The organism is Hymenobacter jeongseonensis, from assembly GCF_015694725.1.
Taxonomy (GTDB): Bacteria; Bacteroidota; Bacteroidia; order Cytophagales; family Hymenobacteraceae; genus Hymenobacter; species Hymenobacter jeongseonensis.
Genome location: NZ_JADQDQ010000001.1, coordinates 492,366 through 518,645, shown reverse-complemented (window position 1 = coordinate 518,645; position 26,280 = coordinate 492,366). Strand labels below are relative to the sequence as shown.

At 60.8% G+C, this 26,280-nt stretch carries 26 protein-coding genes; 8 read left to right on the top strand and 18 right to left on the bottom strand.

Going from position 1 to position 26,280, the window contains the following annotated elements; translation table 11 throughout:
- Positions 1–115: 115 nt before the first annotated feature.
- Together I2I05_RS22095 and I2I05_RS02205 are read right to left on the bottom strand one after the other, a co-directional pair.
- Positions 116–1,420 carry a TPM domain-containing protein gene (locus I2I05_RS22095; RefSeq protein WP_196280564.1) on the bottom strand — a complete coding sequence of 435 codons (1,305 nt, stop codon included), beginning with the start codon at positions 1,418–1,420 and terminating at the stop codon, positions 116–118.
- A 94-nt stretch (positions 1,421–1,514) separates the two neighbouring features.
- Positions 1,515–2,072, bottom strand: a complete 558-nt coding sequence (locus I2I05_RS02205) for a GNAT family N-acetyltransferase (protein WP_230688084.1) — start codon at positions 2,070–2,072, stop codon at positions 1,515–1,517.
- A gap of 198 nt (positions 2,073–2,270) precedes the next feature.
- Here I2I05_RS02205 and I2I05_RS02200 point away from each other — a divergent pair, with 198 nt between their 5' ends.
- From I2I05_RS02200 to I2I05_RS02185, 4 genes are all read left to right on the top strand, one after another.
- Complete coding sequence (locus I2I05_RS02200; protein ID WP_196280562.1) at positions 2,271–2,744, top strand: hypothetical protein; 474 nt, start codon at positions 2,271–2,273, stop codon at positions 2,742–2,744.
- Positions 2,745–2,867: 123 nt separating this feature from the next.
- Positions 2,868–3,485: a helix-turn-helix domain-containing protein gene (locus I2I05_RS02195; RefSeq protein WP_196280561.1), complete on the top strand. Its 618-nt coding sequence runs from the start codon at positions 2,868–2,870 to the stop codon at positions 3,483–3,485.
- A gap of 138 nt (positions 3,486–3,623) precedes the next feature.
- Complete coding sequence (locus I2I05_RS02190; RefSeq protein WP_196280560.1) at positions 3,624–4,601, top strand: hypothetical protein; 978 nt, start codon at positions 3,624–3,626, stop codon at positions 4,599–4,601.
- A 174-nt stretch (positions 4,602–4,775) separates the two neighbouring features.
- Entirely contained in the window at positions 4,776–6,836 is a 2,061-nt protein-coding gene (locus tag I2I05_RS02185) for an ExeM/NucH family extracellular endonuclease (protein ID WP_196280559.1), read from the top strand.
- A 10-nt stretch (positions 6,837–6,846) separates the two neighbouring features.
- Here the strand turns inward: I2I05_RS02185 and I2I05_RS02180 are convergent, their stop codons facing one another.
- Complete coding sequence (locus I2I05_RS02180) at positions 6,847–8,310, bottom strand: serine hydrolase domain-containing protein (protein WP_196280558.1); 1,464 nt, start codon at positions 8,308–8,310, stop codon at positions 6,847–6,849.
- A 132-nt stretch (positions 8,311–8,442) separates the two neighbouring features.
- Positions 8,443–9,021, bottom strand: a complete 579-nt coding sequence (gene nudK, locus I2I05_RS02175; RefSeq protein WP_196280861.1) for a GDP-mannose pyrophosphatase NudK — start codon at positions 9,019–9,021, stop codon at positions 8,443–8,445.
- Positions 9,022–9,088: 67 nt separating this feature from the next.
- Here nudK and I2I05_RS02170 point away from each other — a divergent pair, with 67 nt between their 5' ends.
- A complete protein-coding gene (locus tag I2I05_RS02170) occupies positions 9,089–9,841 on the top strand; it encodes a DeoR/GlpR family DNA-binding transcription regulator (protein WP_196280557.1) in 753 nt (250 codons plus the stop codon).
- Between the two features lie 60 nt (positions 9,842–9,901).
- Here the strand turns inward: I2I05_RS02170 and I2I05_RS02165 are convergent, their stop codons facing one another.
- Positions 9,902–10,318: a winged helix-turn-helix transcriptional regulator gene (locus tag I2I05_RS02165; protein ID WP_196280556.1), complete on the bottom strand. Its 417-nt coding sequence runs from the start codon at positions 10,316–10,318 to the stop codon at positions 9,902–9,904.
- Positions 10,319–10,412: 94 nt separating this feature from the next.
- Here I2I05_RS02165 and I2I05_RS02160 point away from each other — a divergent pair, with 94 nt between their 5' ends.
- Positions 10,413–11,279, top strand: a complete 867-nt coding sequence (locus I2I05_RS02160; RefSeq protein ID WP_196280555.1) for an SDR family oxidoreductase — start codon at positions 10,413–10,415, stop codon at positions 11,277–11,279.
- 191 nt (positions 11,280–11,470) lie between these two features.
- On the opposite strand, the gene I2I05_RS02155 is transcribed toward I2I05_RS02160, so the two are convergent.
- The 8 genes from I2I05_RS02155 to I2I05_RS02120 all read right to left on the bottom strand — a co-directional run bounded on the left by I2I05_RS02155 (position 11,471) and on the right by I2I05_RS02120 (position 21,053).
- Positions 11,471–11,863 carry a hypothetical protein gene (locus I2I05_RS02155; RefSeq protein ID WP_196280554.1) on the bottom strand — a complete coding sequence of 131 codons (393 nt, stop codon included), beginning with the start codon at positions 11,861–11,863 and terminating at the stop codon, positions 11,471–11,473.
- Between the two features lie 157 nt (positions 11,864–12,020).
- Positions 12,021–12,572 (bottom strand): glycosyl-4,4'-diaponeurosporenoate acyltransferase CrtO family protein, encoded by a 552-nt coding sequence (locus I2I05_RS02150; RefSeq protein ID WP_196280553.1) that lies wholly within the window; start codon positions 12,570–12,572, stop codon positions 12,021–12,023.
- A 186-nt stretch (positions 12,573–12,758) separates the two neighbouring features.
- On the bottom strand, positions 12,759–13,613 hold the full coding sequence (locus I2I05_RS02145; protein ID WP_196280552.1) for a hypothetical protein: 855 nt from the start codon (positions 13,611–13,613) through the stop codon (positions 12,759–12,761).
- A 61-nt stretch (positions 13,614–13,674) separates the two neighbouring features.
- Positions 13,675–14,586, bottom strand: coding sequence for a DUF5694 domain-containing protein (locus tag I2I05_RS02140; protein WP_196280551.1), 912 nt, complete (start codon positions 14,584–14,586; stop codon positions 13,675–13,677).
- A gap of 121 nt (positions 14,587–14,707) precedes the next feature.
- Positions 14,708–16,351: an SIR2 family protein gene (locus I2I05_RS02135; RefSeq protein ID WP_196280550.1), complete on the bottom strand. Its 1,644-nt coding sequence runs from the start codon at positions 16,349–16,351 to the stop codon at positions 14,708–14,710.
- 13 nt (positions 16,352–16,364) lie between these two features.
- Positions 16,365–18,746 (bottom strand): ribonucleoside-diphosphate reductase subunit alpha, encoded by a 2,382-nt coding sequence (locus I2I05_RS02130; protein WP_196280549.1) that lies wholly within the window; start codon positions 18,744–18,746, stop codon positions 16,365–16,367.
- Between the two features lie 306 nt (positions 18,747–19,052).
- Positions 19,053–19,553, bottom strand: a complete 501-nt coding sequence (locus I2I05_RS02125) for a YdeI/OmpD-associated family protein (RefSeq protein ID WP_196280548.1) — start codon at positions 19,551–19,553, stop codon at positions 19,053–19,055.
- 540 nt (positions 19,554–20,093) lie between these two features.
- On the bottom strand, positions 20,094–21,053 hold the full coding sequence (locus tag I2I05_RS02120) for a ribonucleoside-diphosphate reductase small subunit (protein ID WP_196280547.1): 960 nt from the start codon (positions 21,051–21,053) through the stop codon (positions 20,094–20,096).
- 509 nt (positions 21,054–21,562) lie between these two features.
- Here I2I05_RS02120 and rplU point away from each other — a divergent pair.
- Both rplU and rpmA read left to right on the top strand, forming a co-directional pair.
- Complete coding sequence (gene rplU, locus I2I05_RS02115; RefSeq protein ID WP_196280546.1) at positions 21,563–21,868, top strand: 50S ribosomal protein L21; 306 nt, start codon at positions 21,563–21,565, stop codon at positions 21,866–21,868.
- An 83-nt stretch (positions 21,869–21,951) separates the two neighbouring features.
- Complete coding sequence (rpmA, locus tag I2I05_RS02110; protein WP_196280545.1) at positions 21,952–22,227, top strand: 50S ribosomal protein L27; 276 nt, start codon at positions 21,952–21,954, stop codon at positions 22,225–22,227.
- Positions 22,228–22,299: 72 nt separating this feature from the next.
- On the opposite strand, the gene I2I05_RS02105 is transcribed toward rpmA, so the two are convergent.
- From I2I05_RS02105 to hemW, 5 genes are all read right to left on the bottom strand, one after another.
- Positions 22,300–22,950 carry a hypothetical protein gene (locus I2I05_RS02105; protein ID WP_196280544.1) on the bottom strand — a complete coding sequence of 217 codons (651 nt, stop codon included), beginning with the start codon at positions 22,948–22,950 and terminating at the stop codon, positions 22,300–22,302.
- Positions 22,951–23,024: 74 nt separating this feature from the next.
- Entirely contained in the window at positions 23,025–23,804 is a 780-nt protein-coding gene (locus tag I2I05_RS02100) for a cyclase family protein (protein WP_196280543.1), read from the bottom strand.
- Positions 23,805–23,835: 31 nt separating this feature from the next.
- Positions 23,836–24,510, bottom strand: coding sequence for an alpha/beta fold hydrolase (locus I2I05_RS02095; protein WP_196280542.1), 675 nt, complete (start codon positions 24,508–24,510; stop codon positions 23,836–23,838).
- A gap of 38 nt (positions 24,511–24,548) precedes the next feature.
- Positions 24,549–24,983 (bottom strand): hypothetical protein, encoded by a 435-nt coding sequence (locus tag I2I05_RS02090; RefSeq protein WP_196280541.1) that lies wholly within the window; start codon positions 24,981–24,983, stop codon positions 24,549–24,551.
- Positions 24,984–25,125: 142 nt separating this feature from the next.
- A complete protein-coding gene (hemW, locus tag I2I05_RS02085; protein ID WP_196280540.1) occupies positions 25,126–26,262 on the bottom strand; it encodes a radical SAM family heme chaperone HemW in 1,137 nt (378 codons plus the stop codon).
- Positions 26,263–26,280: the final 18 nt, after the last annotated feature.

Sequence of the window (26,280 nt, the reverse complement as noted above, 5' to 3'; positions counted from 1 at the left end):
CGAGCAGGGGAAAGTGAGAAACGCGGCAGCAGCGCCGGCCGGACAAAGAAAAGGGCCCCGACGCATTTCGCATCGCAGCCCTTCGCTTTGTTCTGGTTGTTCTAGCGTTCGCAACCTACCAAGACCCGCTGTTGTCGTCGGTGCCATCGAATCCGCCCCCGCCCACATCGCCGGACGAGGGGTCGTCGTACGAAGAAGCGTTGTCGTCGGAAGAGAAATAGTCGGGCGAAGCATTATCGGCCGACTCATCGGCGGAGAAATAGTCCGGGGCCGGGGTGTCGGAGCCGCCGTCGCGGGTCGAGAAATAGTCGTTGGCCGCGCCAGTGCCCACAGCGCCCGCCCCGGCCGCTCCCGCCGCGGTGTTGGGGTCGAAATTGCTGGTTCCTTCGCCGGCCAGGCCCTGGCCCGGGGCTTCGTGGCCCGAAGCCATGCGGTTGCCCAGGTAAGCGCCCGCTGCCGCTGCCGCACCAGTGGCCAGGATGCCGCCCATGCCGCCGCCACCCATACCGCCCATGCCGCCGAAGCCTCCTCCACCAAAGTTGCTGCCGCCGCGCTGCACGTTGCCGGGCCCGTTATTGGGGCCAACATTGGGGTTGCGATTGGGCAGAAAATCCGGGGCGGGGCTCGCCGAAGCAGAAGACGAAGCAGGGGCAGCCTCAGGCGCACTCTTGCGGCGGAACAGCCGCGATACCACCCACAGCAGTCCGCCACCGGCCACTACCATCATCAGGATGGTGCCAATGCCGAAGCCGGACGGGGTTGAATCGGTGCTGGGCGGGGTCAGGAGCGGGTCGTTTTCCACGCCCGGCGACTTGGCCACGTCCACATCGGCCGCACCAGGGGCCGTTAGGTTGGCATCGGCCCCTGCCCCGGTGCCGGCAGCCGAAGCGTTATTGGTTTGCGCGCCCTGCGGCGCCGAATCCGGGTTGGCCGTGGCCATCAGCGTATTCAGGCCCGTGCGCAGCCCCGCGAAATAGTCTCCTCGCTTGAAACCCGGCGTCATCTCGCTGATAACGCGGCTTGTAACGCTGGGCGTAATCGTGTTTTGGAGGCCGCTGCCGGGCTGAATGGTCACTTGCCGCTCCTGCTTGCTGAGGAGCACCACAATGCCGTTGTTCTTGTCGCGCTGGCCCACGCCCCAGGCTTCGCCCAGCGCCCGGCCGTAGTCGGCCACTGTGCGGCCGTCCAGCGACGGCACCGTCACCACCACCACTTGGGTGCCGGTGTTGTCGGCGTAGCGACGCAGGCCGCTTTCCAGCTTTTTGGCATCGGCCGGGGCCATCATTTGGGCCTGGTCGTTCACAAATTTGAAGGGCGTGGGGCGGGGCGGTAGCCCGGCATCCCCGCCAGACTGCGCGGCCATGGGCTGGCCCAGCCCGGCCCAGAGAAATGCGAAAACTATTAACAACAGACGATGCATGGCGCCGGAGATAAGGAGGTGAAAAAACGGTTTCAAGCCTTTTACGGCTTCCTTATCAGGTTGGCTGTTTTTGCGGTCCGGGTCCTGGTAGGCGTCACTGCCCCATCGGCTCCGCTGTAGGTTCCACGGCGCGTTCGAAGCGCATGCGGCCGTCGGGGGCAAAGCCAACCATGGCAAATCCGTTGCGCAGCAATACCTGTTGCGAAGCCAGGTTATCGGCCGCGGTGTGGGCCACCAGATGGCGCACCATGCCGGTAGCGGCGGCCTGCTGCACCAGCCCGGCCACCAGCTCGGTAGCCAAGCCCTGCTGGCGCCAATCGGCGGCAATGGAGTAGCCAATTTCGGTTGAGCCGGCCGCGTCGGGCGGCCCCATAAAGCCACCGGCGCCGATGAGCGTGCGGGGCGTGTCGTCGGTGGCTTTGCGCAGGGCATACCAGCCGTACCAGCCGGCGGCGGTGCGCCCCCCGGCCGTGAGTTGGTCGAGAAAATAGAGCATAGCCTCGCGGTCATACTCGCCGGGTGGCCAGTCGGCGGGCAGGGCCGCGCCCAGTAGCACAGGGAAATACTGCGGCTTGTGCAGCTCGGCCGTCAGCAGCGCCCGGCTGGCGGCTAGTATCAGGAGGCGGGGCGTGTGGGTTATCAGCGGAATCATAGGGTGGGTATACGGCATTTGAGCCAGTATAAGGGGTTGGTTTGACGAAGCAAGCCTTTGCGGGCCTTGCTTCCAAAGGCAATCAGCCAATTACGTCTTTCGCATAGAAAGTTTTATAATTGTGATTTTACCATAAATAACTGAACACAAGGAGGCAATCCGTATATTTACTATTCACTCACACCTGTTGGTCCCCTGATGTCTCTTGACCTCTTGCTGACTTCTGAAGTCCTGGATGTGCACTACGATGCGGCAAAAGCGTGGCTTTACCTCGATTGGAAAGGGCCGCAAGACCTGGCCCTCGTGCAGGCGGCCTGCGCGCAATTGTCAGTACTCATCCAACAAACCGGCGCTCATAAAATCCTCAACGACAATACCCACATCACCGAAACGAGCTGGGAGCTGGCGAGATGGGTCGCCTACGACTACCTGCCGCAGGCCGCCGAAGTGGGCCTGGAGTACGTGGCCTGGGTGCACAGCCCCCTGCTCGGCTCCCGCAGCAATGTTGACCTGATGTCGGCCTTCGTTGACCGCAAGCCCCAGGTGGCCATTTTCGATGAGATGGCGGCGGCCTACGAGTGGCTCAGCAGCTTCGCCGTGCCACTCGACACCGAATCCGCCGCGGTGGACCCCGATTATATAGCCGCCACCGCGCTTCCGCTTCAGAAGTAGCTCTTCACCGCCCATGGGCTGTGAAGGGGCCCAAAGCAGCCCCGCGTTCCGCCAACCAGCGGGGCTGAAAAGCTCCTGCACCTTCTACCTTTATTGCCAGGTGCACCCCCTCGATTCAGGTTCATGTTTTCTGCCGCTCGCATTTCGGCCCTGCGCAAAAGCAAGGGCTTATCCCAGGAAGTCCTTGCCGAACAGTCCGGCGTAAGTCTGCGCACCATTCAGCGGGTGGAGCAGGGCGAAACCGTGCCGCGCGGCCACACCGTGCAGGCCCTGGCCGCCGCCCTGGAAGTGCCGCTCGAGGCCCTGCGCCACGAGCCCGAGCCAGCCGGGGCGGCGCTCCCGGCCCCGACCCCAGCCCTCGTCGTTGCCCCCGCCCTGCCCGACGACCCCGAGTTTTTGCAGCTGCTTAACCTGAGCGCGCTCAGCTTTCTCGTTCTGCCCTTCCTCAACCTGGTGGTGCCGTGGCTGCTGTGGCACGCCCGGCGCCACAGCACCGCGCACGTGGCCGCGCTGGGTCGCCGGGTGCTGGGCTTCCAGGTGCTGTGGCAGGTGGGCTGCTTCTTCGCCTTCATGCTGGCAATCGGCGCCCAGATGGTGGCCCGCCATTACTACCAAGTGGTACTGCCCGGGATGTTTCTGGGCGTGCTGGTACTGACGTATGCGGTCAATGTGCTCACCGTGGTGTACTACCAACGGCAGCTCCGCCAGGGCCGGCTTGATGTTTACCGGTTCCGGCTGTAGCGGGAAGAGTCAAATCAAATTCGCTTTCCATCAACGAGTTAAGCCAAGTGGCGGCAAAATGACGGGAAGATGACGCAGGGCTTTGGGGGAGTAGCCGGATACTTTTGGGCCATACCAAACCCCTCCGCTCCCCATCCCATGAGGCCCCTTTTCAAAGTTCTTTTTTCGGTGCTGGCGCTGTTCGTTGCCAGCGGCATTGGCGGCTATTTCTACATGCGCCAGAAGTTCATGCCGCCGCCCAATCAGCTGGTGGTAGCGGGGCTGCCTGCCTCCTGCCAGTTCACCTGGCTGGCCGATACCGCCCGGGGCCGGAACATGCCGCACGCAGTGCTACTGGTACCGGTGCAGCTGCCCGGCTGCCCGCGCACCTGCTACCTGCAGTTCGACACGGGGGCGCCCTACTCGGTGCTTTACGCCAACTCGCTGGCCGCGCTCCAGGGCCGCTACCCCGCCCTGCCTTTCGTCGGCGCCCCGCAGCTCGATACCGTGCGCAACGTCCGCTTTGCCCTGGGCCGGGGGCAGGTGCAGGCCCTCTGGATGCTGGTGCTGCCCCAGGGCCAAGCCCAACTGCCCGCCGACAGCACCGCGCCCTTCATCATCGGGACGCTGGGGGCCGATGTGCTGGCCGACCGGGCCCTGGTGATTGACTACGCCAGCCGCCGCTTCAGCCTGGCCAACGAGGTACCCGACAGCCTAGCGCGCCGGGCCATCTTCGGGCCGCTGGCGTTCACCAACCGCCGCGTGCTGCTGAACATGGGCTTGCAGGGCGAAGACCAGCAATTGCTCTTTGATTCGGGCGCCAGTGCCTTCAACCTGCTCACTAGCCAGGCCAGCTGGCAGGCCATGGCCCAGCCCGGCGCGCCCGCGCACACCGTGGGCGTCAACTCCTGGGGCAAAACCCTAACCTCGCACACGGTGGCCACGGCAGCGGCCCTGCAGCTGGGAGCCGAGGCCCTGCCGCTGCGTACCGTGACGTACATCGAGGGCACCAGCTTCATGCAAAACATGCTGATGCGCTTCTCGGGCATGGGCGGCATGCTGGGCAACGAGCCTTTCAGCGACCACACCGTCATTTTTGACGTGCGCGGCGGGCGGTTCGGCTTGGTACGGCGCTAGGGACCGGGGAAGTTCGGCCCCGCTTAAGCCTGGGAAAATACGCCCCCATTTTACCACGGCCGTCCTGGCCGCCGCGGCTACGGTTCTGGCCGCGGCGGCGGCGGCAAAGAAATCCGAGTTATAAATTTTGTGGCAGATATATTTACCCCTGTTCTCCTTATGTAGCTTTTTTCGATGCGCTCCACGCTCATTCTCTTCGCCGGTTTTCTGCTGGGTGCGGCCCAGGCCAGCGCCGCTCCTATTGGCACCATCCAAGGCACTGGCAATGAGGCCAAGGGCGGAACCCACACCATTGAGGCGGTGGTGACGGGCGTGTACGCGGGCCTGAACCCGGCCGGCTTTTATGTACAGGACGAGACGGCCACCGCCGACGGCAACCCTGCGACGTCGGATGCCATTTTTGTGGTGCAGAAGGACCCCACCGTGGCCGTGGGCGACAAAGTGCGCATCACCGGCACGGTGCGGGAAGACGCCGGCGCGCCCTCTTTCACCCAAGCCGTGCTTTTGGAGCCAGAGATTGTCGTGCTGTCGCAGGGCAATGCGCTGCCCGACTTCGTCACGCTCCAGAATGCCTCGTTTTCGGTTCGGGAGATGGAGCGCTACGAGGGCATGCGGGTGCAGTTTGCAGCGCCGCTCACCGTCACGGACAACTACAGCCTGAAGCAGCGCGGCGAACTCACGCTCTCGGCCGAGGGCGTGACGTACCAGCCCACGCAGTTCATCGACCCCAACGACGAGCCCGCCACCGGCACCAGCAGCACCGGCACCCGCAACCTGGCCGCCGTCACGGCTTACCAAACCGCCAACGACAGCCGCAGCCTCATTCTCGACGACGGCAGCGCCGCGTCCAACCCCACGCCCATCCCCTACCTGGACCCTAAATACGGCACGGTGCGGGTGGGCAGCACCGTGAGCAACCTGCGCGGCATTCTGGGCTACGGCTTTGGCAAGTGGCGTTTGCAGCCTCTGGCTGGCGCTCAGGCGCCCACGGTGCGCACGTCGCGGCCGCAGGCGCCGCCTGTTTTCGGGCCGTTGGATTTGAAACTGGCCAGCTTCAACGTGCTGAACTACTTCAACGGCGACGGCGAGGGCGGCGGCTTCCCCACCTCGCGCGGGGCCAAAACGCCGGCCGATTTTGCCCGCCAGCGCACCAAAATCATTACCGCCCTGCGCCAGATGAACGCCGACATCGTGGGCCTCACTGAAATTGAAAACGACGGCAACGGCTCCACCTCGGCCATTCAGGACCTGGTGAATGGCCTGAACGAGGCGATGGGCGCCAACACCTACATCTTCGTGAACGACGGCGACGCCAACAAGCAGCCCAACAACACCGACCAGATTCACAACGCCATCCTCTACAAGCCCGCGGCCGTGGCGCCGCTGGGCCCGCCCATGGTGGCCACGGTGCAGGGCGTGTTTGAGCGGCCGCCCCTGGCCCAGGTGTTCATCACCAAGCGCAAGGCCCGGCCCGATACGCTGGGCTTTGTGGTGAACCACTTTAAGTCCAAGGGCAGCGGCAGCGGCGACGATGCCGACCAGAATGACGGGCAGGGCGGCTCCAATGCCCGCCGCAAGGCCCAAGCCACGGCGCTGGTGCAGTTCATCAACAAAACAGTGATACCGGCCGGGGCCGTGCGCGTGGTGAGCGCCGGCGACTACAACGCCAACTACGAGGAAGACCCCATCGACATCATGCGGGCGGCCGGGCTGGTGCCCGCTACCCCGCCCACCAGCGCATCTTACGTATTCAAGGGCCTCACCGGCTCCCTCGACCACGCCGTGATTACATCCAACCTGGTGGGCTTTCTCGACGTACAGAAGTGGCACATTAACTCCGCCGAGCCCGTGATGCTGGAGTACGACCAGGCCGGCGAAGCCACCGACATAACCAACCCCTTCCGCTGCTCCGACCACGACCCGGTGCTCATCGGGGTGAATTTCGCCGGCATCAGCAACGCGGCGTCGGCGCGGGGCGGCACCCGCCTGTTTGTGTACCCCAACCCGGCGGCGGGTTCGGTGGCGTTTAGCCTCGATAAAATACCCGCTAGCGCCGGCCGGCTCACGCTGGATTTTTCGCTGCCGCAGGGTCCCCGGCTGCTGTCGCTGCAAGGGTCGGCCAGCATGCTGCAAGCCGAGCTCAACCGCTACACGACACACTTGGCGCCGGGCATCTACGTGCTGAAGCTGCAGGGCCAAGGCTTCCAGCAAACCCAGCGCGTGATGAAGGAATAAGCTCTTCCGCTTACTTTTTCGCGGCCAGCAACGCCGGCAGCACATATTTCGGCATCAGCTCGTTGGGTGGTGTGTCGCGCTCGGAGTTGTAGTTGCCGCCCGTGAACACCACCACCGCGTCGAGGGCCGGCAGCACGTAGAGCTTTTGGCCGCCGTTGCCGGAGGCCATGTGGGCCTCCACAGTTTGGCCATTTACTTGAAACTGCTGGTGCCACCACAAGTAGCCGTACGGCTTGCTGCCCAGCTGGCTGTACTTGCCAAACGACTTCGCGACCCAGGCGGCGGGCAGCACCTGCTGGCCCTGCCACTGGCCTTTTTGCAGGTACAGCACTCCGAACTTGAGGAAGTCGCGCGGGGCGAGGTAGAGCTGGGCCACGGTGGGGTTGGTATTGTCGAGGCGGTAATTCCACTGGTAGTGTTTGATGCCCAGGGGTTTGAACAGACTGGCTTCGGCAAACTGCGGCAGGGGCTGGCCAGTGGCATTTTCTACCGCCTTGCCCAATACCGCCACCGCGCCCGAGCAGTAGGAACCCTGCTTGCCAGCATCGCTGGTCAGGGGCAGGTCGAGCACGAACTTCACCCAGTCGGGCTGCGGGTACATCTTCTCCTCGTTGCCAGCCGACTTGCCCCCGTCGTTGTCGTTGCAGTCGAGGCCGGTGCGCATGGTCAGAAAATCCAGCACGGTCCAGTCCTGCTTGCGGGCGTCGGGGTGGGCGTAGCCGGGGTATTTGAAGTAGGGCAGCACCCGGTCCTGCTCGCTTTTGATGGCCCCGCGCTGCACCGCCGCCCCCACCAGCGCCGACACGAAGCTCTTCGAGGCCGAGCGCAGCTGCTGGAGCTTTTGCCGGTCGTAGCCATAGAAATACTCTTCCAGCACCAGCTTGCCGCGGTGCCAAATGAGCACGCTGTGCACGCCAGGGTATTGCCGCTCGTCAATCAGGGCCTGCACCATGTCGCGCAGCGGAACCGGGCTGAGGCCCACGCTGACGAGGCTGGCGGTGGGCAGGCCGTCGGCGGCCACGGCCGCGGGCGGCTGGTAGGTGTAGCGCGGGCGGCGGCCGTTGGGCAGGCGCCGGGCGTACATCGAGGCCGGTGCCTTGGCCGTGGTGCCAGAAAGCCGCTTGTAGAAGGTGCCGCGCTCCACAAAGCCCGCCACCGCTCCGGCCGCGTCGCGCCGAAACGGAATGGTGTCGCCCTGGCCGTTGAGAAACAGGTCCCGCCGCAGCCGGCGCAGCGGGTACTCGGCCTCGTCGATGACGGCTAGCAGCACGCTGTCGCGGGGCAGCAGTTGCAGCGTGCCGTACTGCCGCTGGTACTCGTAGGTGCCGAGGTAGTCATTGAGCGGATTGGCTGGGGCGCGGCGCGCAGTTGGCTGGGCGGCCGCGGCCGGAGCCAGCAGCAATACGCCCCCAAACCAAGCGTTGCGCAGGAGAGGTTTTAGGCGGTGAAGCAGTTTCGCAAGGGTTGGTTTCATGGGCAGCGCCTGAAGAGCAAGGCCCTAAGGTATTGGCTTCGCCCTAAAATTCTTCCCCATCGCTCTGGCACGGCACCGCCGCTAGTGAAGCGCCTTTTTGGCCACCGGCGGCTTGCCCAGCGGCCAGCGACTTCAGGCCGTAAGCTGCCGCAGGCGCAGGTGCTGCAGTAGCATAATGGTCTTGCCGTCCTGGATTTCGCCGGAAGCCACCATGGCCAACGCCTGAGCCAGGGGCAGTTCCAGCACCTCGATTTCCTCTTCCTCGATACCGCCCCCGGCCACGCGCTCGGTTTTGGGCGAGTATTCGGCTAGGTAGAAGTACAGGCGCTCGGTAACCGAGCCAGGGCTCATGTAGGCTTCCAGCACTTTCTCCACGGCGGTGAGGCGGTAGCCGGTTTCCTCCTCCGTTTCGCGAATGATGGCGGCGTCGGGATGCTCGTCGTCCAACAGCCCCGCGCAGGTTTCGATGAGCATGCCCGTGGGATTGCCGTTGACGAAGGTGGGTAGGCGGAACTGCCGGGTAAGTACCACCGTGTCGGCCGCCGGGTTGTGCAGCAGAATGGTGGCCCCGTTGCCGCGGTCGTAGGCCTCGCGCGACTGGGTTTCCCAAGTGCCATTTTTTCGCTGGTAGTCGAAAGTTATTTTGCGCAGGGTGTACCAGTTGTCGGATAAAACCTCCTGTTCGCGCAGGCGAATGTGTTCGTTGATCATGGGCACTTGTTCGTTTGTGTTCACCTCTGTTTATTTGTGATTACTTGAGGTAAGTAACACAAACAGAATGAATTTCCAATTGCGCAAGCAGCACCTGCTGGCTATTCTGGACGAGCACGGCAGCCTGGAAGTGGCCGACCTGGCCCGCCAGCTCCAGACCACGCCCATCACCATTCGGCGCGACTTGGCGCAGCTCGCCGCCAAGGGCTTGGTGGTGCGCACCCACGGCGGCGCCGTGCTACCCCGTGTGGCCAAAGACCCGGTGGCCTTCGCCCGCAAAGCCACGGCCCACTTGGCCCAGAAGGAGCACATTTGCCGGCTGGCCGCGGCCCAGATTGCCGACGGCGACACCCTTTTTATTGATTGCGGCAGCACCACGTTTCCGCTGTGCCGGCTCATTCGCCACCGCAAGCTGCGGGTGGTCACCAATTCCTTGCCCGTGCTTTTCGAGTTGGCGGGCTCCGCGGTGCAAGTGGTGGTGGCCGGGGGCGAAGTGGACGCCGAGCGGCAGGCCATGCACGGTCTGGTGGCCGCCGAGCAGCTCCGCCGTTACCAGGTCGACAAAGCTTTTCTGGGCGTCGATGGCCTCTCCCTCGCCCGGGGCCTCAGTGCCAACAGCGAGCAGGAAGCTTCCATCAGCCTCGCGGCGGCGGCGGCGGCCCGCCACGTGTACCTGCTCTGCGACTCCAGCAAACTGGAACAGGACAAATACTTTCAATTTGCACCCTTATCGCTGGTGGGCACGCTGGTCACGGACCCGGGCGCCCCCGCCGCGCTGCTGACTCAATACCGCAAAGCCGGCCTGCAGGTGCTCACCTAAACCGAATTCACCGCCACCCGTGCCCGGTGCAACGGCCGCCCCCCGGCAACTCCCGCGCCCCTACCCTGCAAACCTTGCCCGAGCCGCCGCAATAGCTGGTGTGTGCGCCGTGGCCCAATTTGTCAGTCCGATGACCACGCCGGTCAGGCTGTGGCCCAGGTCGGTGAGGCGATACTCTACCCGGGGTGGCACTTCGGCATATACCGTGCGGTCTACCAGGCCGTCGGCCTCCAGGTTGCGGAGCGTGACGGTGAGCATGCGTTGCGAAATGCCCGCCACCCGGCGCCGCAGCTCGTTGAAGCGCAGGTTTTCTTCGGCGCCCAGGTTCAGGATGATGAGCAGCGACCATTTGTCGCCGATGCGGTCCAGCACGTCGCGCACGGGGCAAATGCCCGCCCCGTTTGCTGGAAACAGCAATATTTCTTTCAGTACCTGGGCCATCGTATGCGGCTGAGGGTCAGCAATGGTTATGTTCATGTGCCTTAGGCAACTGGAGGTGCCTTCTTGTGGGTGGTAAACCGGGCCAATACTTTTGAGTTACCAAAAGTAACTACCCTTTAATTATCAACCCATGTTTGTTATCACTGGCGCCACCGGCCACCTTGGCCACGCCACCATCGAAGCCCTGCTCGCCGCCGGCGTAGCGCCCGCCAGCATTGTGGCCCTGGCCCGCACCCCCGAAAAGGCCGCCCCGCTCCACGCGCTGGGCGTGCAGGTTCGGCCCGGCAACTACGACGACCCCGCCTCCCTGGTGGCTGCCTTCCAGGGCGCCGACAAAGTGCTGCTTATTTCGAGCAGCGACCTGGAAGACCGCGCCGCGCAGCACCGCCGCGCCATCGACGCGGCGCAGCAGGCCGGCGTGAAGCACTTGCTCTACACCAGCATGCTGCGGCCTTCGCCTAGCTCGGCCTTTGCCGCCGCGGCCAGCCACTTCGAAACCGAAGCATACCTCAAGGCGTCGGGCCTCACCTACACCATTTTTGGCGTGAGCTTGTACCTCGATTTGGTGCCGATGCTGGTGGGTGACGCCGCGCAGAGTGGCCTCCTGTACTCGGCGGTGGGCGACGGCAAAGTGGCCTTCCCGCTGCGCGCCGACGTTGCCCAAGCCCTGGCCAACGCCCTCACCAGCCCCGGCCACGAAAACAAAACCTACGACATTGCCCCCGCCCCGGCCTACTCCATGGCCGACGTGGCCGCCGCCCTCGGCGCCGCCACCGGCCAGCCGGTGCGGTACGTGCCCGTTTCGCTCGAAGACATGGCTGCCGGCCTGCGCGCCCAGCACACGCCCGAACCCGTGATTCAGATGCTGGTGGGCATGACCGAAGCCATGCGCAACAACGAGTTCAACCACCCCAGCGACACCTTCCAGCAACTGCTGGGCCGGGCCCCTGTCACGCTGCCCGAGCACCTGGCCCGCGTGTATGCCCAGCCCGCTTAGCTCAACAGTAGCTCTGGCTATAGGCCGTTGTGCAATGCCTTGCGTTGCACGACGGCCTTTTTTGCGTTCGTCGCTTCCAAAACCAGATTGCCTCTAGGCCGCTCCCAGCGCAGCAGCGGCTGGTGATAATACCAAGCACGAGGCCTGCTGCCACCCGGGCGCGGTTTTGGCAGGAATGAGCTGCCCGTAGATTATGCCAAGTAGCTGCTGAGCGCGGGGATTTTCCAGAAAGGCATGTACTCTCTCCAACCCAGGAAGAAGGAAAACAGCACGTGGATAAACGGCGCGGATAAAAAGCTAAGCACCAAATAAGCCGCCGTTTTCTGCCTATTCATCTTCAACACCACGGGCGGTAGCAACACCGTGATGAGCATCGGGATGGGATAATACACCCACCAGGGCAGGCCGAAAGTGGCGCCATACTTCCCAAAGAGCATCCCAAAAACCACCACAACCAGGGCCAGCAGCCCAATCTGGGCTTGTTTGGCGCGGAACTCCTCTTGGGGCAGAATAAGCCGGACCATCAGCCAGAACACCAGCAGCGACACCAGTATCATGAAAGGGAAATGCCACGCGGTGTTCATACCAAATAAGAAAGTAGACGGCCGGGCGCACTACCTCCCGGCCGGCAAATATTGAATGGGCAGTGCGCCCCACTGCAGCTTCAGCAGCGGCTCGAAACTAAGCACGATTACGGCTGCCCCCACCCAACGCTGCCGCTCCCAACGCGGGACCAGCCACTTAAGGAATGCGAAAAGCCAGCCGGACACGCAGGTATTGCTGGAGCCACATCGGGTATAGATTATACCCAACGTTGGTGAGCACGAACAGCAAACACCAGCCCGCCTGCCCCTGGAGTGCCGCGTACAGGCTGGCAAACAGAAAAAACAGGAACAACACCAAATGGAACCGCTCCTGATGATAGGTATGGCGCTTCAACGATGCCAATGCGGCCCGGGAGCGCACATGCCGGTAGGCCGGGTAGCGGAATCGAAGGAGCCGATTCACGAAGTCGCCGTTCTGCGTTAGGCGGTTGGCCAGCGCCACCCCCAGCCGGCGGTACGGGGCCGCCCGGTGGCTCAGCTGCCAGTAGCCGAACCACGCCGTGGGCACTCCAAAAGCCAGCGCACTGACGGCCAGGCCGCCATACAGCCACGGCCGCGCCATGTGCTGGTAGCAATACACGCTGATGGGCACCAAACTCAGCGCCGACCACAGCACGTTGGGAACGGCATTGGCCAGGGCCAGCAGCGCGGGCGGTGGTTCCGCCGGATTCTTTCGGGAAGATGGCATGAACGCAACGGAGGCAAATGGAGGGCCCGGTTGCCAAAGTACGACCAGCCCCCCAAACACCCCAGCCGCTCCCGCAGGGGCAGCGACTGACTGACAGCTCCGTTTCTCAGGCCACATGCCACGTGATGGCACATTCCTCACCCCATCCCAAAACCTCTTCCTTCTAATTCAAACCGAGCCCGTGGCCTACTCGCACCCGTGGCGCTTGATGCGGTTCCAGTCGACGGGACGGGGGTGAAAACCAGAGCGCCGGAGGTAGGCGCGCCAGGCAGCATCCAGTTGCTCGGGCGTGAGGCCCGTGGCCGCGGCCGACGCGGCCAGCCCGCCGCGCCACAAGCACCGCACGGCCGCTATGCCGTAGGTGTCGTGCACGTATTGCACCACGCTGCCGCTCTGCAGGTACGCCACAATATCGTTCACGCCGTGAAAGTTGGTGGACAGCTCCCGGAGCGGCACGGCTCGGTGCTCGCGCAGCAAAGACGCAGCAGCTTCGTGCAGCGAATAGTGGGCGCAGTGGCCCGCGCCAAAGGTGGCCACGCCCTCCTTCAGCCAGAACTCGGGCTCCAGGCCCCACGTGGCCCGCGACACCCGGTGTATCAGCTCGTGGCGCAGCGCGGGCCTGGCCTCGGGGGTGGCCACGTAAAAGACGCCGTCGTTGTGCGGCGTCACAAACCCGCCCCAGGCGTAGCCGGTGAGCAACTTGAGCCGCGCCCGCGACCGCACGAAAAACAACGGCACCCGGTCGGACATGGGCGGCGCGCCCAGTAGGGCCAAATGGTCGCGCAAGGCGCGTTCGGCCCGCGCCCCCAGGCCCGGCATGTCCGCCGCCGTGTACCGGCTGGTTTCGGCATACAGGTCGAAGTGCGGCGTGCGGGTGTGCGCCCAGGCAAATGCCGGGTGGTTCGGCGCCGTGGCCACCACTTGAGTCAGGCGTCTGGCTTCCGCTTCCTCACGCGGGTCTTCCGGGCGGGACACAGGTTCGGGGTGGTGCGCAGGAACTGCCAGCAGGCTGAGCAGCAAGCACGCAACGCGAATTTCCATGACGCCACCGGTTTAGTTTGTCAGGCAAAGACCGTTGGCGCCAGCAACCGCTGCACCTGCCTTACTTACGCCCCAAGTAGCTGTCGGCTTCCACCAGCCGGTAGGCCGGGTCGGTGCTGAAAATGCCCTTGAGCGAGCCCACGTGCCGCACCCCAATTATCAGCAGCTGGCGGCGCTGGCGCGTGGCCAGCTGCGTGGTCACGATGTTGGAATAGATTTTCAGGTCGCGGTTGTAGAACACCGAAATGAACTCGGCGCCCACGTACTGGGGGTTGACGAAGGCCGCGTCCACCATGGCGTCGGGTTTGAGGGTGCCGTTGGTGACGCGGGCCGGCGTGCGGTACACCAAGGCGTGCAGCTGCTGCACCACGGCCGGGCTGTTCAGGCTACGCAGGTACTGCGGCACGGTGGAAGTACCGGCCAGCAAGTCCTTGTCGATGGGCGCCGCGAAGGTTCGCCAGCGGGTGGTGGCCTGCTCGTACAGCTCAATGTTCTGGCCCTGGTTCAGGATGCTTTGGGACGTGCCGCCCGGCGCGTTCACGCACTGAATGCGCGCCAGCCCCAGCCGCTTGCCCAGCGCAAACCCCAGCTGGTACACTTCGGAGCGCCCACCGGGCAGCGTGTTCAGGTCCAGCTTATCCTGCCGGTAGAGCTGGTACAGGCTGTCGACCTGGCCCTGGCGCTCGGGCAACTCCTCCACCAGAATGCCGTCGGGCTGGTACCGCTGCAGCTGGTCGAGGGCCGCGGCTATTTCGGCCTGGCGCTTGGCCGTGAGCATGTCCGAGTTCGGATTATCGACCTTGTAGAGGCCCGCCAAGTGGTTGCAGCCCAGCAGCAGTATCGAAGTCGGGGCCGGACTGGCCGCCAGGTCGGCGGCGGGTTGGTTTTTGGTGGCGGTGCAGGCCGTCAGGCCTAGTAGCAGCCCCAGCAGGCCAGTGAGGCAACGCGGGTGGTTGCGTCCAAATAGATTCATTCGGATAAAGCGAAGTAGTGCCGGTCAAAAGTAGCACGCTGGCCTAAAAGCAGAGCCCCAAAAACACACCAGCCGCTCCCGGGGCGGAAGCGGCTGGAGAAGCTTATAAGGAAACTATTCCTCAAAAATTATCTTGATTAATTGATACATTCCTTCCATATTTAAGAAAGTCATATAGCCCGACTGCTTTTATATAGGAAGTCCTATAAGGAGAGTTCTTCCCTTCAAGTACACTTATATTCTCTTGCAAAAAGCTGTGTAAGACATCAAGCTTAATCAGTTCTTTACCGATATACTCAATACCGTTAAGCACTTGGTTCATTGCGGTTGATGTCATCCATTCATTAAAGCCTTCACTATTTGTTGGCAATCGAGCCCTTTCCACCCTTGAGATATAATGCTCTGGCTGGTCAGTATGCAACTTAGAGAGGAAGGCAAAGGAATCCATTACTCGCTCATCAATAGCTACATCTTTCAAACAGCCATCATCCTCCAAAAAACCACCGCATCGCAGAAACCTAAAAATTGGTATGTGAGTGACGTTTTTGAGCAAAGTTGGCAATGTACCTTCTATAAGAGACTGGCAATGTTTAGTGTTAGTCGAAATTGCTTCGTCTACCATATACTCCTTTACCAATTCTGCTTGAGAATATGTCTGATAACCTCTAGCTGTTATTTCAGCTTCTTCAGCTTCTAACCCTTTTTTAAAAGTAGATACAGCACCTATCCCAATTACAATTTCTGTCTCCGAGAGGTCAGTATCGTCTTCGATATCCCTGACATATACCGTAGAAACAGCCTCAGTTGTCTTAACCAGCTCGTATACGCTTTCACGTAAGTGCCTTAATAACTTAGGGGGCATTTTCCTCTTGATTTGAGCCAGAGCCTCAAAAAGCCATAGAAAACTAGAACACTCTATCCTTTTGTAAGGAACGGCTTTACCGTTAAAAGAGAAACTATGACTGCTCAATATTGGGTCAGTAGCGTCTTGCTTCCACTGCACCATAATTAGACGATTCGACAATTTGTCCAATCCCACCTCATCCAAGCAGTAAACTATTGATTCTAAAATAGCTTGGACATTATCATCATTCACAGAGTACCCCATAAAGATTACTGGATGCTCTGTGAATATTGTTAGCATTTTAGCTGCTAAGTATGGATTGCGCCGATTAAAATCGGCATAATCTGCTTTAGTTAAAACCAGCGATTCTGGCTTTGAACAACAACCATGAATCTTATAAATTTCTCCTATCCCGAGCGGGTCTGAGAAAAGCAGGTCGCTTTGACCAATATAGGGCTTGAAATCCGGGAATATTCTTTCAAGAAATTGGTCATAGTTAGTGGTGATAATTCCATCAACTACAATTTTAGCAAAAGCCGCCATTTCAGCTTGAAGTGCTACATCTTCAACTTCTGCTGAACTGATTCCTTGCAAATGCTCTGCTATTTCAATCTTAAGACATGACTCTCGTTTTAAATTAGAACCTTCATACTTTTTCTTATGCTCTTCAAACTGAGCATCTTTCCACCAGGGGTCAAACATTTTATCAGCTAGCTCGCTAGCCACAGCAGGTAAAACCCCATTTGCAGAAGCCTTTAGCTGATTGTAGTTCTCACCTATCACTGTGCAGAACCTTTTGAGAAGTTCCTCCCAATTCTCCGCGTTGATATATCGACGGGATACTCCTGAACCTACAAATAGAAAAGGAGCCCTGTGAAGGGCTCCTAATTCTTGTAAAAAGTCTTCTTGAAACTTTGTCATAGTTACTAGTTCTCTATGACCCGCAGGCCTCGCAGCCCTCCGGGTTATCCAGCGAGCAGCTCATGTCGCTTTGGTTCTGCTCGACCAGGGCCATGGGCTCCAGGGTTTCGGCGGCTTGCTTTTCCACCGTGAACTTGATGGCGTCGGCGGCGGCTTTGGTGCGCAGGTAATACATGCCGGTTTTCAGGCCGCGCTTCCAGGCGTGGAAGTGCATGCTGGTGAGCTTGCCGAAGTTCACGTTTTGCACGTGCAGGTTCAGGCTCTGGCTCTGGCAGATGTAGGCGCCGCGGTCGGCGGCCTGGTCGATGATGCGGCGCTGCGAAATCTCCCACACCGTCTTGTACAGGTCCTTGATGTGCTGCGGAATGCGGGCAATGCCCTGCACCGAGCCGTTGGCCGCGATGATTTCCTGCTTCATCGCGTCGTTCCACAGGCCCAGGGCCACCAAGTCCTTCAGCAGGTGCTTGTTCACCACCATAAACTCGCCGCTGAGCACGCGCCGCACGTAAATGTTGCTCGTGTAAGGCTCAAACGACTCGTTGTTGCCCAGAATCTGGGCGGTGCTGGCGGTGGGCATGGGCGCCACCAGCAGGGAGTTGCGGGCGCCGTGCTTCACCACCTCGGCGCGCAGGCTTTCCCAGTCCCAGCGGCCCGAATCGGGCGTCACGCCCCAGAGGTCGAACTGGAATTTGCCCTGGCTCAGGGGCGAGCCGGGGAAGGTTTCGTAGTGCCCGTCCTTGATGGCGAGGTCCTTCGAAGCCGTCATGGCCGCGAAGTAGATGGTTTCGAAAATGTCCTTGTTCAGGCCCGAGGCTTCGTCGCTCTCGAAGGGCATGCGCAGGGCAATGAACGTATCGGCCAGGCCCTGTACGCCCAGCCCGATGGGGCGGTGGCGGAAGTTCGACTTCTGCGTTTCGGGCACCGGGTAGTAGTTCACGTCAATCACCTTGTTCAGGTTCAGCGTGGCCTGGTAGGTCACCTCGTACAGCTTGTCGTGGTCGAAGGTGGTGTTGCCCTTGGCATCGGTCACGAGGTAGCGGGGCAGCGCCAGCGAGGCCAGGTTGCACACCGCAATTTCGTCGGCGTCGGTGTACTCGATAATCTCGGTGCAGAGGTTCGAGCTCTTAATCGTGCCCAGGTTTTGCTGGTTCGACTTGCCGTTGGCCGCGTCCTTGAACAGCATGTAGGGCGTGCCCGTCTCCGTCTGGCTTTCCAGAATGGCAAACCACAGCTCCTGTGCCTTGATGGTCTTGCGGCCGCGGCCTTCGCGCTCGTACTTGGCGTAGAGCTTCTCGAACTCGGGGCCCCAGGTGGTGTCCAGGCCGGGGCATTCGTGGGGGCACATCAGCGTCCAGTCGCCGTTTTCCTCCACGCGCTTCATGAACAAATCGGGCGTCCACAGCGCGTAAAACAGGTCGCGGGCACGCATTTCCTCCTTGCCGTGGTTCTTCTTCAAATCCAGGAATTCGAAAATGTCGGCGTGCCAGGGCTCCAGGTAAATGGCGAAGGCGCCCTTGCGCTTGCCGCCGCCCTGGTCCACGTAGCGGGCCGTGTCGTTGAACACCTTCAGCATGGGCACCAAGCCGTTGGAGTTGCCATTCGTGCCCTTGATGTAGGAGCCTGTGGCCCGCACGTTGCTCACCGAAAGGCCGATGCCGCCGGCCGACTGCGAAATCAGCGCGCAGTTCTTCAGCGTGTCGTAAATGCCATCAATAGAGTCATCCTTCATCGTCAGCAGGAAGCAGCTCGACATCTGCGGCTTCGGCGTGCCCGCGTTGAACAGCGTGGGCGTGGCGTGCGTGAACCACCGCTCGCTCAGCAAGTTGTAGGTTTTGATAACCGAGTCAATGTCGTCCTTGTGGATGCCCACTGACACGCGCATCAGCATGTGCTGGGGCCGCTCCACCACCTTGCCCTCCAGGCGCAGCAGGTAGCTCCGCTCCAAAGTTTTGAAGCCGAAGAAGTCGTAGTTGTAGTCCCGGTCATAAATAATGGCCGAGTCCAAGGTAGCGGCGTTCTTATGAATCACCTCCCACACGTCGGTCGCCAGCAGCGAAGCGTTGTCGCCGTTCTTGGGGTCTTCGTAGGTGTAGAGCCGCTTCATCGTGCTCGAGAAGGACTTGCTGGTCACCTTGTGCAGGTTGCTCACCGCAATGCGGGCCGCCAGAATGGCGTAGTCCGGGTGCTTGGTGGTGAGCGAGGCCGCCGTCTCGGCGGCGAGGTTGTCCAGCTCGATGGTCGTCACGCCATCATAAATGCCGTCAATCACCTTCATGGCCACGGCAATCGGCGACACGAAATCCATGTGCAAGCCGTAGCACAGCTTCTCAATGCGCGCCGTGACTTTGTCAAACTTCACGGATTCGCGGCGGCCGTCGCGTTTAATTACTAGCATACCAGTAGTGTTTTGGTGTGAGTTTTTTCGTATAAAAAGAAGCCGGCTCCGGAGGGCACGGATACAAGTTGCTAAGTCAGATGTGAAAGAGTAGCGCAGAAGCCGCGGTAAACCGAGGCCTTCGTTTCATTCAATCCCGGAAATTACCGGTTGAGGTTTGGGGGGGCAAGGAAAAAATATAGAAGTTTTCCACATTGGGCCCGCATGCGTTGTTAGGCAGCTTTTCGGGACGCCCGAGCCACAAATGCGACATAGGGTATAGTAAGTATCTGATTTCAGGCGAGGGGCAAGTACCATGCCCGCCACTCAAGACGGCGGCAATAGCCCCTTGTGCGGCCGCGCCGTTCCACCGAGCTGCGCCATGGCCTGCTCTATGCGCGCGACCTTCTCCTCGTCCGCCTCGGCGTGGCTCACCCAAGCCAGCCACGCCTGCTGCTCCGCGGCGGTCAGTTGTTGGAAAGCCCCCAGCGCCGCGGGCACTTCGGCCAGGCACTCCGTGAAGTCCGCCAAAGACACAGCCAGCGCCGAAGGTGCTTCTATTGCAAACAGTTGCAGGTGCACCACGTCGCCGGCCTGCTTGCCCAGCCGCTTGCGCAGTTCGGCGTTCACGGGCAGCAACCGTAGGCCTTTGCCCATCGGCATCAGATGAGCCTCTGCCAGCACCACCTCGTCCAGTTGCCCCCTCACTTTCAGGTTCCCAAAATGCGTCTTGACCTTGAAGGGCAACTGGCCCACCGGCGCGTACGTCCAGCCGCCTTTGCCGGGAAATCGCTCCAGCGTCACCTCCGCATTGAACAGTTCCAGCATATGCCACCAGCAGAAATGGGTTGATGCACTCAAGGTAACAAAAGAGAAACCCATACAGTGTGGGCAGCGACCAATGAATTTGCCTTAAACGTCTTCTGAACGTCATGCTGAGCGCAGCCGAAGCATCTCTACCGCAGTAGTAATTCAATCGAAATGTCTAGTTGCGCAGTAGAGATGCTTCGGCTGCGCTCAGCATGACGTTCTTTTCATCCAAATATTCGCCGCTCCTAAGGCAATGTCGCCACCCGCTTAGTTGGGCGCCGCAACTGCCACAGCAGCCCGAGCGCCACCACGCTTACGCCCGCTGCCAACGCTGCAATAGTCACACTACGGCCGTGGTTGAGGCACGAGCAATCCGTAAAAATCGGCTGGCCGTTCCAACGCAGCCGACGGCGGCACGCCACGCAGGGCGAAGTGAATGCAAGGTCCGGATTCATGGAGAAGAATGAGTTAAAAAGAAGAGCCGAAGCTTAATGCTGCGGCTCTCACTTTGGTAACCTGAACCACTGCACCGCTGGCACTGCGTCGGGAACTCGTGGCTTAGAAGTCTTCGTCGAGCGAGAACATGTTGTCGTTGCGCTCGCTCATCACGCCGGCCTTCTGGTACTCGGCCACGCGCTTCTCGAAGAAGTTGGTTTTGCCCTGTACCGAAATCATTTCCATGAAGTCGAAGGGGTTGGTCGTGTTGTAAATCTTGCCGCAGCCCAACGATACCAGCAGGCGGTCGGCCACAAACTCGATATACTGCGCCATGGTCTTGGCGTTCATCCCAATCAGGCTCACCGGCAGCGCGTCGGTCACAAACTCCTGCTCGATGCGCACGGCATCGGCAATGATGGCTTGCACCCGCGCTTCGGGCAGCTTGTTTTGCAAGTAGCTGTAGAGCAGGCAAGCAAAATCGCAGTGCAGCCCTTCATCACGCGAAATCAGCTCGTTTGAGAACGTAAGGCCGGGCATCAGGCCGCGCTTCTTTAGCCAGAAGATGGAGCAGAACGAGCCCGAAAAGAAGATGCCCTCCACGGCGGCAAAAGCAATGAGGCGCTCAGCGAAGTTCTCGGAGTTAATCCACTTCAGGGCCCACTCGCCTTTCTTCTGCACGGCGGGCACGGTTTCGAGAGCATTGAAGAGGTAGTCCTTCTCCTTGGGGTCTTTGATGTAGGTGTCAATCAGCAGCGAATAGGTCTCGCTGTGAATGTTTTCCATCATAATCTGGAAGCCGTAGAAGCAGCGCGCCTCGGGCATCTGCACTTCCTGCATGAAGTTCACGGCCAGGTTCTCGTTCACGATGCCATCGGAGGCGGCGAAGAAGGCCAGCACGTGCTTGATGAAGTGGCGCTCGTTGTCGTTCAGGTTGTTCCAATCCTTCTGGTCCTGCGAGAGGTCAATTTCCTCGGCGGTCCAGAACGAGGCCTGCGACTTCTTGTAGTACTGCCACACCTCATCGTTTTGGATGGGAAATAGCACGAAGCGGTTGGGGTTTTCGGCGAGGAGCGGCTCCATAAATAATGCGGGACTTAGTGGCGGATTTCGGCGAGGAAAGTGGAAAGTCAACTGCGAAGAGTCGTCCGTTGTTTGGCTGACGGCGCAGAAAAGCTACTGGGCTTCCAGCACCAAATATAGCCCAGCCCGGCAGGGGGATTGCCACCCTTTTTAGCTTTTTTATTCGTTAATTTTTCGTTACGCCGTGCTGCCTTCGCCAGCGCCCATCCGAATTTTTACGCACCTCTACGGCCCAGCTATTCGCCCAAATCACCCTCTAAATCAGGCCCTTTTCTCTTAGTTATCCACATTTCATCTGTGGATAAGCGCGCTTGTCCCCAAAACCGAGGGCTGTACGTACGTATTCCCGAAATTTCTTAACCCAGCCGTAATCAGTCCGTCATCCACCTGAAGGCCGTTCTGAAGGGTGATATCGCAAACAGCCAATGACGATTAACAACTTAGGCTTGGAAATCCCAAACCAAAGTCGTACTTTTGCCTTCCCATTTCAGAAAAACCCGCGAAAGCTGATGTACGCAATTGTCAACATAGCTGGCCAGCAGACCAAGGTTGAGGCCAACAAATTCGTTTACGCTCACAAACTAGCCGGCAACGTCGGTGACGTCGTAACGCTGGGCAACGCCCTGCTGACCGATGACAACGGCACCATCACCATCGGCGCGCCCGAGTTGAAGGTGGCCGTAACCGGCACCATCCTCGCTCACGTGAAGGGTGACAAGGTTCTCGTCTTCAAGAAGAAGCGCCGCAAGGGCTACCAGAAGATGAACGGCCACCGCCAGTCGTTTACCAAAGTAATGATTAACAGCATCGGCTAGTTTGAGCTTTTGGCTCACGCTACTGATTCCATCCTTAAACCAGCCGCTACAGGCCATTTGCCGGTAGCATTAGCTTAAATAACATGGCTCACAAGAAAGGTGTCGGCTCGTCCAACAACGGCCGCGAATCGCATTCCAAACGTCTCGGCGTAAAAATCTTCGGCGGCCAGGCCCTCGTAGCCGGCAACATCATCGTGCGTCAGCGCGGCACCAAGCACCACGCCGGCGAGAACGTAGGCATGGGCAAGGACCACACGCTGTTCGCTCTCGTTGATGGCGAAGTTCAGTTCAAGAAAGGCCGCAAGGACCGTTCTTTTGTAACGGTTCTGCCCCGCGAAGTATTCTCGGTACCAGTTTAATTGCTGCTACTCTAGCACAAAAAAGGCTGCTCCTCACGGGGCAGCCTTTTTCGCATTGTGGCTACCCCACGGCTATCGCCCGAAGTAAATGCCGAGGTTGAGTTGGGTGGTGACGGTGAGCGGCGACGGATTATAGCCGTTATAGCCAGACTTTTGCTGATTGGCGCCGATGCCCACGCCGGCATTTAAGTCAAAAAGGAAGTTGCTGCCCAGCCGCCGCTGCATCCCACAAATCAAGTTGAGCGTGGGATTGGCCCGGGTGTTCAGGCCGTAGGCTCGGCGCAGCTCCGTGTGAATTTCGGCCCCCAGGTAGTAGCCCTCAAACGGGTTGTGCACTTGGTTGCCGTAATAGCGCACCCCCACGCCAATGGCGCCGCTCGAAACCAGCGGGTTCCGCAGGCCGGGGTATGGCTCGCGTTCAAAAAAGTTAAAGTCCGTGTCGGCCTGGCCGAATATCGTGAACTTGGAGTTCAGTAGATATTCGGCGCCCACCGTCACGGGCAACCGAGAATTCAGTCCGAAAGCTCCGCCGGTTCGGAAGGCCCGGCCCGCGTTCAATCCCACCTTCAACAATACTTTACGGGCCGGGGCATCGGCTGGAGCAACGGTCAGGGCGGGCTGAGCCTCCGGAGTAGCGGAGGGGCCCGGAGCTGTTTGAGCCTTACTCAAGGTGACACTGGACAGGAGCAGCAGGCCAGACAGAAAGGAACCAGAAATGTGCATATAGCTGAAAGGATGAAGTGAAATTCATCCTCTAGATTCTCCCGTTGCGGCGACGGTTGCACGGCGGCATAAGGTCAGCCGGTAGGAAGCGCCCGCAGGGCGTAGAGCACGGGCTTGCTCGGGCTGGCATCCAGCTCAAGGCTAGTAATTTGAATATTGAGCAAATACAGTTCGTCGGGGACTTCGTCGGGCACAAAAATCAGCTCGGTGATGGTGGCGTTGTAGCGAGGCTGACTGGGGTATTGCCAAAAGGCGTGGTGGGCCAGCAGCTGCCCGGCATCTTCTTCGCGGTCTACGCTGGGCAGGTCGAGCAGAAAATGCTGGACGCCGTGCTCAACCAAAAACTCGGCTAGCGCGGGCTCAACGTACGTGGGGTTGGTGCCGGAGTAGTGACGGCGGCGCTTGGCGGGGTCGTTGGGCAGGGTGCGCAGAACGAGGGCTTCGGGAATGGAGCGGTCGGGCTGCGCGGCGAGGGCGGCTTGCACGTCGGCCAGCAGCACCACCAAGTCGCCGTTAGGCTGCGGGCGCGGGGCCACGCTCACCAGCCGGGCCACGAACATAAAGCGGCGCAGGCACTGGTTGAGGGTCACGGCCGGGTCGGGCGAGATGTGGCCGTAGCATTCGGTGTGGGTGCCATTGCCGTGGGGCGTGACGTGGATGCGCTGGTAGTTGGTGCTGCCGCCCAGCGCCACGCTGCCCACAAAACTGCCCACCCGGATGGTGTCGAATTGCACGGGCTCGGCCCAGAAGCAGTTTACTTGGTCATCGCCGGGGGCGAGGGGCAAGGAAATGTCAATGGGCGCGGCGGGGTCGAAGGCGTAGGTGCGGCCGGCGTAGGGATAGGTGGGATACAATGGACAGCGAGGAGTTAATAGAAGGCAACGCTCAACTTATTGGCGGCGGCGCAGCTTCTGCGGCAAGGCGGGTGAGAATGCGGCTAATTTCGGCGGCCTGGCTCACAATAATGAGGTGGCCGCCCGGCAGCCGGTGTTGGCTGTGCATGGGCCCGGCGGGCAGCAGGCGGTCGGCAGTGCCGTGGATGCGGACAACGGGCGCCCCGGGCCGGCCGGGCCACTGCACGAGCTGGGCGATGGCCCAGCGCGTAAAATCAGGGTCGGTATCGCGCAGAATCTGCCGCAGCAGCCGATACTCGCTTTCCTTCTTCACGCCAAAAAACCACTGCGCCACCCGCGGCAGGCGCGGCAACAGCTGCGGCGGCAGCAGGCGATGCAGGCCCGTGGCCCGCGCCAAACCCGCCACCCACGGCAACTCGCCGGGTCCCGCAAAGCTCGACACCAGCACGACCCGGGCCAGGGGGCGCAGTTGTGCGACTTCCAGCGCCAAAATCCCCCCAAACGAAACGCCCACCAGCCAGCACATTTGCTCCTCCGGCACGGCCGCCGCGAGGCGGGCAGCGTAGTGCGTCAGCGGCTCGCGCAGGGTTTGGGGAGGCAGCCAGCGCAGTACGTGCACCGCGCCCGGCAGGCGCAAAAACTGAAAGACCCGCTCGTCGGCCCCCAGCCCGGGAATCAGGTAAAATACGGCGGCGGACGGAGCCATGAGCAGGGCCTAAGTTGCAAACAAAGTAGCGCGGGCGGCTACGAATCGAGCCGCACAAACACGCCTTCCAGGTAAAAAATATTATGCGGCTGCGGGTCATCAGGGGCTTCCCCGTCGTCGGTTTCCTCGTCTTCCGTCACGGGGTAGGTTACCGATAATTTCAGGGCCACGCTGGGCAGCAGCACCGGCGGCTTTTCATCGGAATTGTACTCGAGCAAAGCGGGCCAGTCGGAGGCCGCCAAGGCATCGGCCACTTCCTCTTGGAGGTCTTCGGCACGGGTGTGTGCTAGGCCCAGCAGGGTATCCAAGGACTTGAACGGCAGGGCCAGGTGAAAGAAATGCGTGTCGTTGTCGAAAAACGTGGTGGCCCACACGGTCACGTCGTCGGTGTTGTCGAAGACAATGGCCACGAGGTGAATTTGCTCCACAAAAAAGTCGGCATCGTCGGCAATGCTGTCGCTCAGTAGCTTCATATATTACGGATTTAGACAGATTTTTCGAAATTCCGGCCCCCTCCTTCGGCCTTCAGCAAGGCGGGAAGGCCAAAGATGGCGAAACGAGCGGAGCACGCCAGCACTTGCGCTAAGGTATCCGTGAATTTCGGGTAATCGGTGCTTAATCCGTGGTAAAAAGCTCCAGGGTGATGTGGTCGGCGAGGAGCTTGCCGGCATCGGTCAGGGTTAGTACTTCGTGCTGGAGACGCGCCCAGCCGTTGGCTTGCAGTTCGGCGAGGTAGCCGGCGCGGGTGGCCAGCAAGTCGAGGCCGAGGTGGGTGCGCAGGTGGGCCAGGTCGCAGCCGCGCGCCGTGCGCAAGGTGGTGAGCAAGTACTCGTTGGCACGGTCAACGGCGCTGAGAGCATCAATCGTCACGGGCACTTCGCCGCGCTCGAGCACGGCGGCCACGTACTGCGGGTTGTTGGCCAGCGTGAACTGGCGGTTGTGGCCGTCGTAGCTGTGGGCGCTGGGGCCCAGGCCGAGGTAGGGCACGCCGCGCCAGTAGTTGCCATTGTGGCGCGACTCGCGGCCGGGCTGGCAGAAATTGCTGATTTCGTACTGCTCGTAGCCGTGGGCGCGCATGGCAGCCAGCAGCATTTCGAATTGCGTGGCCACAAACTCGTCGGGCGCCGCCTTGAAGGTGCCTTTTTGCAGGCGGTGGCCGAAAGCCGTGCCCGGTTCAATGGTTAGCGCATAAGCCGAGACGTGCGACACGCCCAGCGCAAAGGCATTGGCCAAGTCCGCCTCCCAAATGTGGTGGCCGGGCGCGGGCACGCCGTAAATCAAGTCGATGGAAAGGTTCTCGAATCCTGCGTCCTGCGCCCGGCGCACAGCCGTGGTCGATTCTTCGGCGGTATGGGCCCGGTTCATCATCCGCAGGTGCGGCTCATAAAAGCTTTGCAGGCCGATGCTGAGGCGGTTGACGGAAGCGGCGCGCAGTTCCTGCAGCTTGGCGGCGCTTAGGTCGTCGGGGTTGGCTTCGAGGGTGATTTCGGCCTGGGGCGCCACCGCAAAATGGCGGTGGATGGCCGCGAAAATCTGGTCTAACTCGCCGGCCGTGAGCAGCGACGGCGTGCCGCCGCCGAAGTAAATGGTTTCCAGCACCGTATCGACCCTGAGATAGTCACGGCGCAGCGCCACTTCGCGCACAATGGCCTCTACTAATTGGCTTTTCAGTCCCAGCGACGTGCTAAAGTGAAAGTCACAGTAATGACAGGCTTGCTTGCAAAACGGAATGTGGAGGTAAAGGCCAGCCATGATAACACCAACGCGGGA

Coding starts and splice junctions, on each gene's coding strand:
- I2I05_RS02160 (WP_196280555.1), top strand. CDS start 10,413: ATGTTTGTTATCACTGGCGCCACCGGCCACCTTGGCCACGCCACCATC.
- rplU (WP_196280546.1), top strand. CDS start 21,563: ATGTACGCAATTGTCAACATAGCTGGCCAGCAGACCAAGGTTGAGGCC.
- I2I05_RS02130 (WP_196280549.1), bottom strand. CDS start 18,746: ATGCTAGTAATTAAACGCGACGGCCGCCGCGAATCCGTGAAGTTTGAC.
- I2I05_RS02135 (WP_196280550.1), bottom strand. CDS start 16,351: ATGACAAAGTTTCAAGAAGACTTTTTACAAGAATTAGGAGCCCTTCAC.
- I2I05_RS02105 (WP_196280544.1), bottom strand. CDS start 22,950: ATGCACATTTCTGGTTCCTTTCTGTCTGGCCTGCTGCTCCTGTCCAGT.
- I2I05_RS02170 (WP_196280557.1), top strand. CDS start 9,089: ATGAATTTCCAATTGCGCAAGCAGCACCTGCTGGCTATTCTGGACGAG.
- I2I05_RS02190 (WP_196280560.1), top strand. CDS start 3,624: ATGAGGCCCCTTTTCAAAGTTCTTTTTTCGGTGCTGGCGCTGTTCGTT.
- I2I05_RS02185 (WP_196280559.1), top strand. CDS start 4,776: ATGCGCTCCACGCTCATTCTCTTCGCCGGTTTTCTGCTGGGTGCGGCC.
- nudK (WP_196280861.1), bottom strand. CDS start 9,021: ATGATCAACGAACACATTCGCCTGCGCGAACAGGAGGTTTTATCCGAC.
- I2I05_RS22095 (WP_196280564.1), bottom strand. CDS start 1,420: ATGCATCGTCTGTTGTTAATAGTTTTCGCATTTCTCTGGGCCGGGCTG.
- I2I05_RS02150 (WP_196280553.1), bottom strand. CDS start 12,572: ATGCCATCTTCCCGAAAGAATCCGGCGGAACCACCGCCCGCGCTGCTG.
- hemW (WP_196280540.1), bottom strand. CDS start 26,262: ATGGCTGGCCTTTACCTCCACATTCCGTTTTGCAAGCAAGCCTGTCAT.
- I2I05_RS02120 (WP_196280547.1), bottom strand. CDS start 21,053: ATGGAGCCGCTCCTCGCCGAAAACCCCAACCGCTTCGTGCTATTTCCC.
- I2I05_RS02200 (WP_196280562.1), top strand. CDS start 2,271: ATGTCTCTTGACCTCTTGCTGACTTCTGAAGTCCTGGATGTGCACTAC.
- I2I05_RS02090 (WP_196280541.1), bottom strand. CDS start 24,983: ATGAAGCTACTGAGCGACAGCATTGCCGACGATGCCGACTTTTTTGTG.
- I2I05_RS02140 (WP_196280551.1), bottom strand. CDS start 14,586: ATGAATCTATTTGGACGCAACCACCCGCGTTGCCTCACTGGCCTGCTG.
- rpmA (WP_196280545.1), top strand. CDS start 21,952: ATGGCTCACAAGAAAGGTGTCGGCTCGTCCAACAACGGCCGCGAATCG.
- I2I05_RS02145 (WP_196280552.1), bottom strand. CDS start 13,613: ATGGAAATTCGCGTTGCGTGCTTGCTGCTCAGCCTGCTGGCAGTTCCT.
- I2I05_RS02125 (WP_196280548.1), bottom strand. CDS start 19,553: ATGCTGGAACTGTTCAATGCGGAGGTGACGCTGGAGCGATTTCCCGGC.
- I2I05_RS02180 (WP_196280558.1), bottom strand. CDS start 8,310: ATGAAACCAACCCTTGCGAAACTGCTTCACCGCCTAAAACCTCTCCTG.
- I2I05_RS02095 (WP_196280542.1), bottom strand. CDS start 24,510: ATGGCTCCGTCCGCCGCCGTATTTTACCTGATTCCCGGGCTGGGGGCC.
- I2I05_RS02165 (WP_196280556.1), bottom strand. CDS start 10,318: ATGAACATAACCATTGCTGACCCTCAGCCGCATACGATGGCCCAGGTA.
- I2I05_RS02155 (WP_196280554.1), bottom strand. CDS start 11,863: ATGAACACCGCGTGGCATTTCCCTTTCATGATACTGGTGTCGCTGCTG.
- I2I05_RS02205 (WP_230688084.1), bottom strand. CDS start 2,072: ATGATTCCGCTGATAACCCACACGCCCCGCCTCCTGATACTAGCCGCC.
- I2I05_RS02195 (WP_196280561.1), top strand. CDS start 2,868: ATGTTTTCTGCCGCTCGCATTTCGGCCCTGCGCAAAAGCAAGGGCTTA.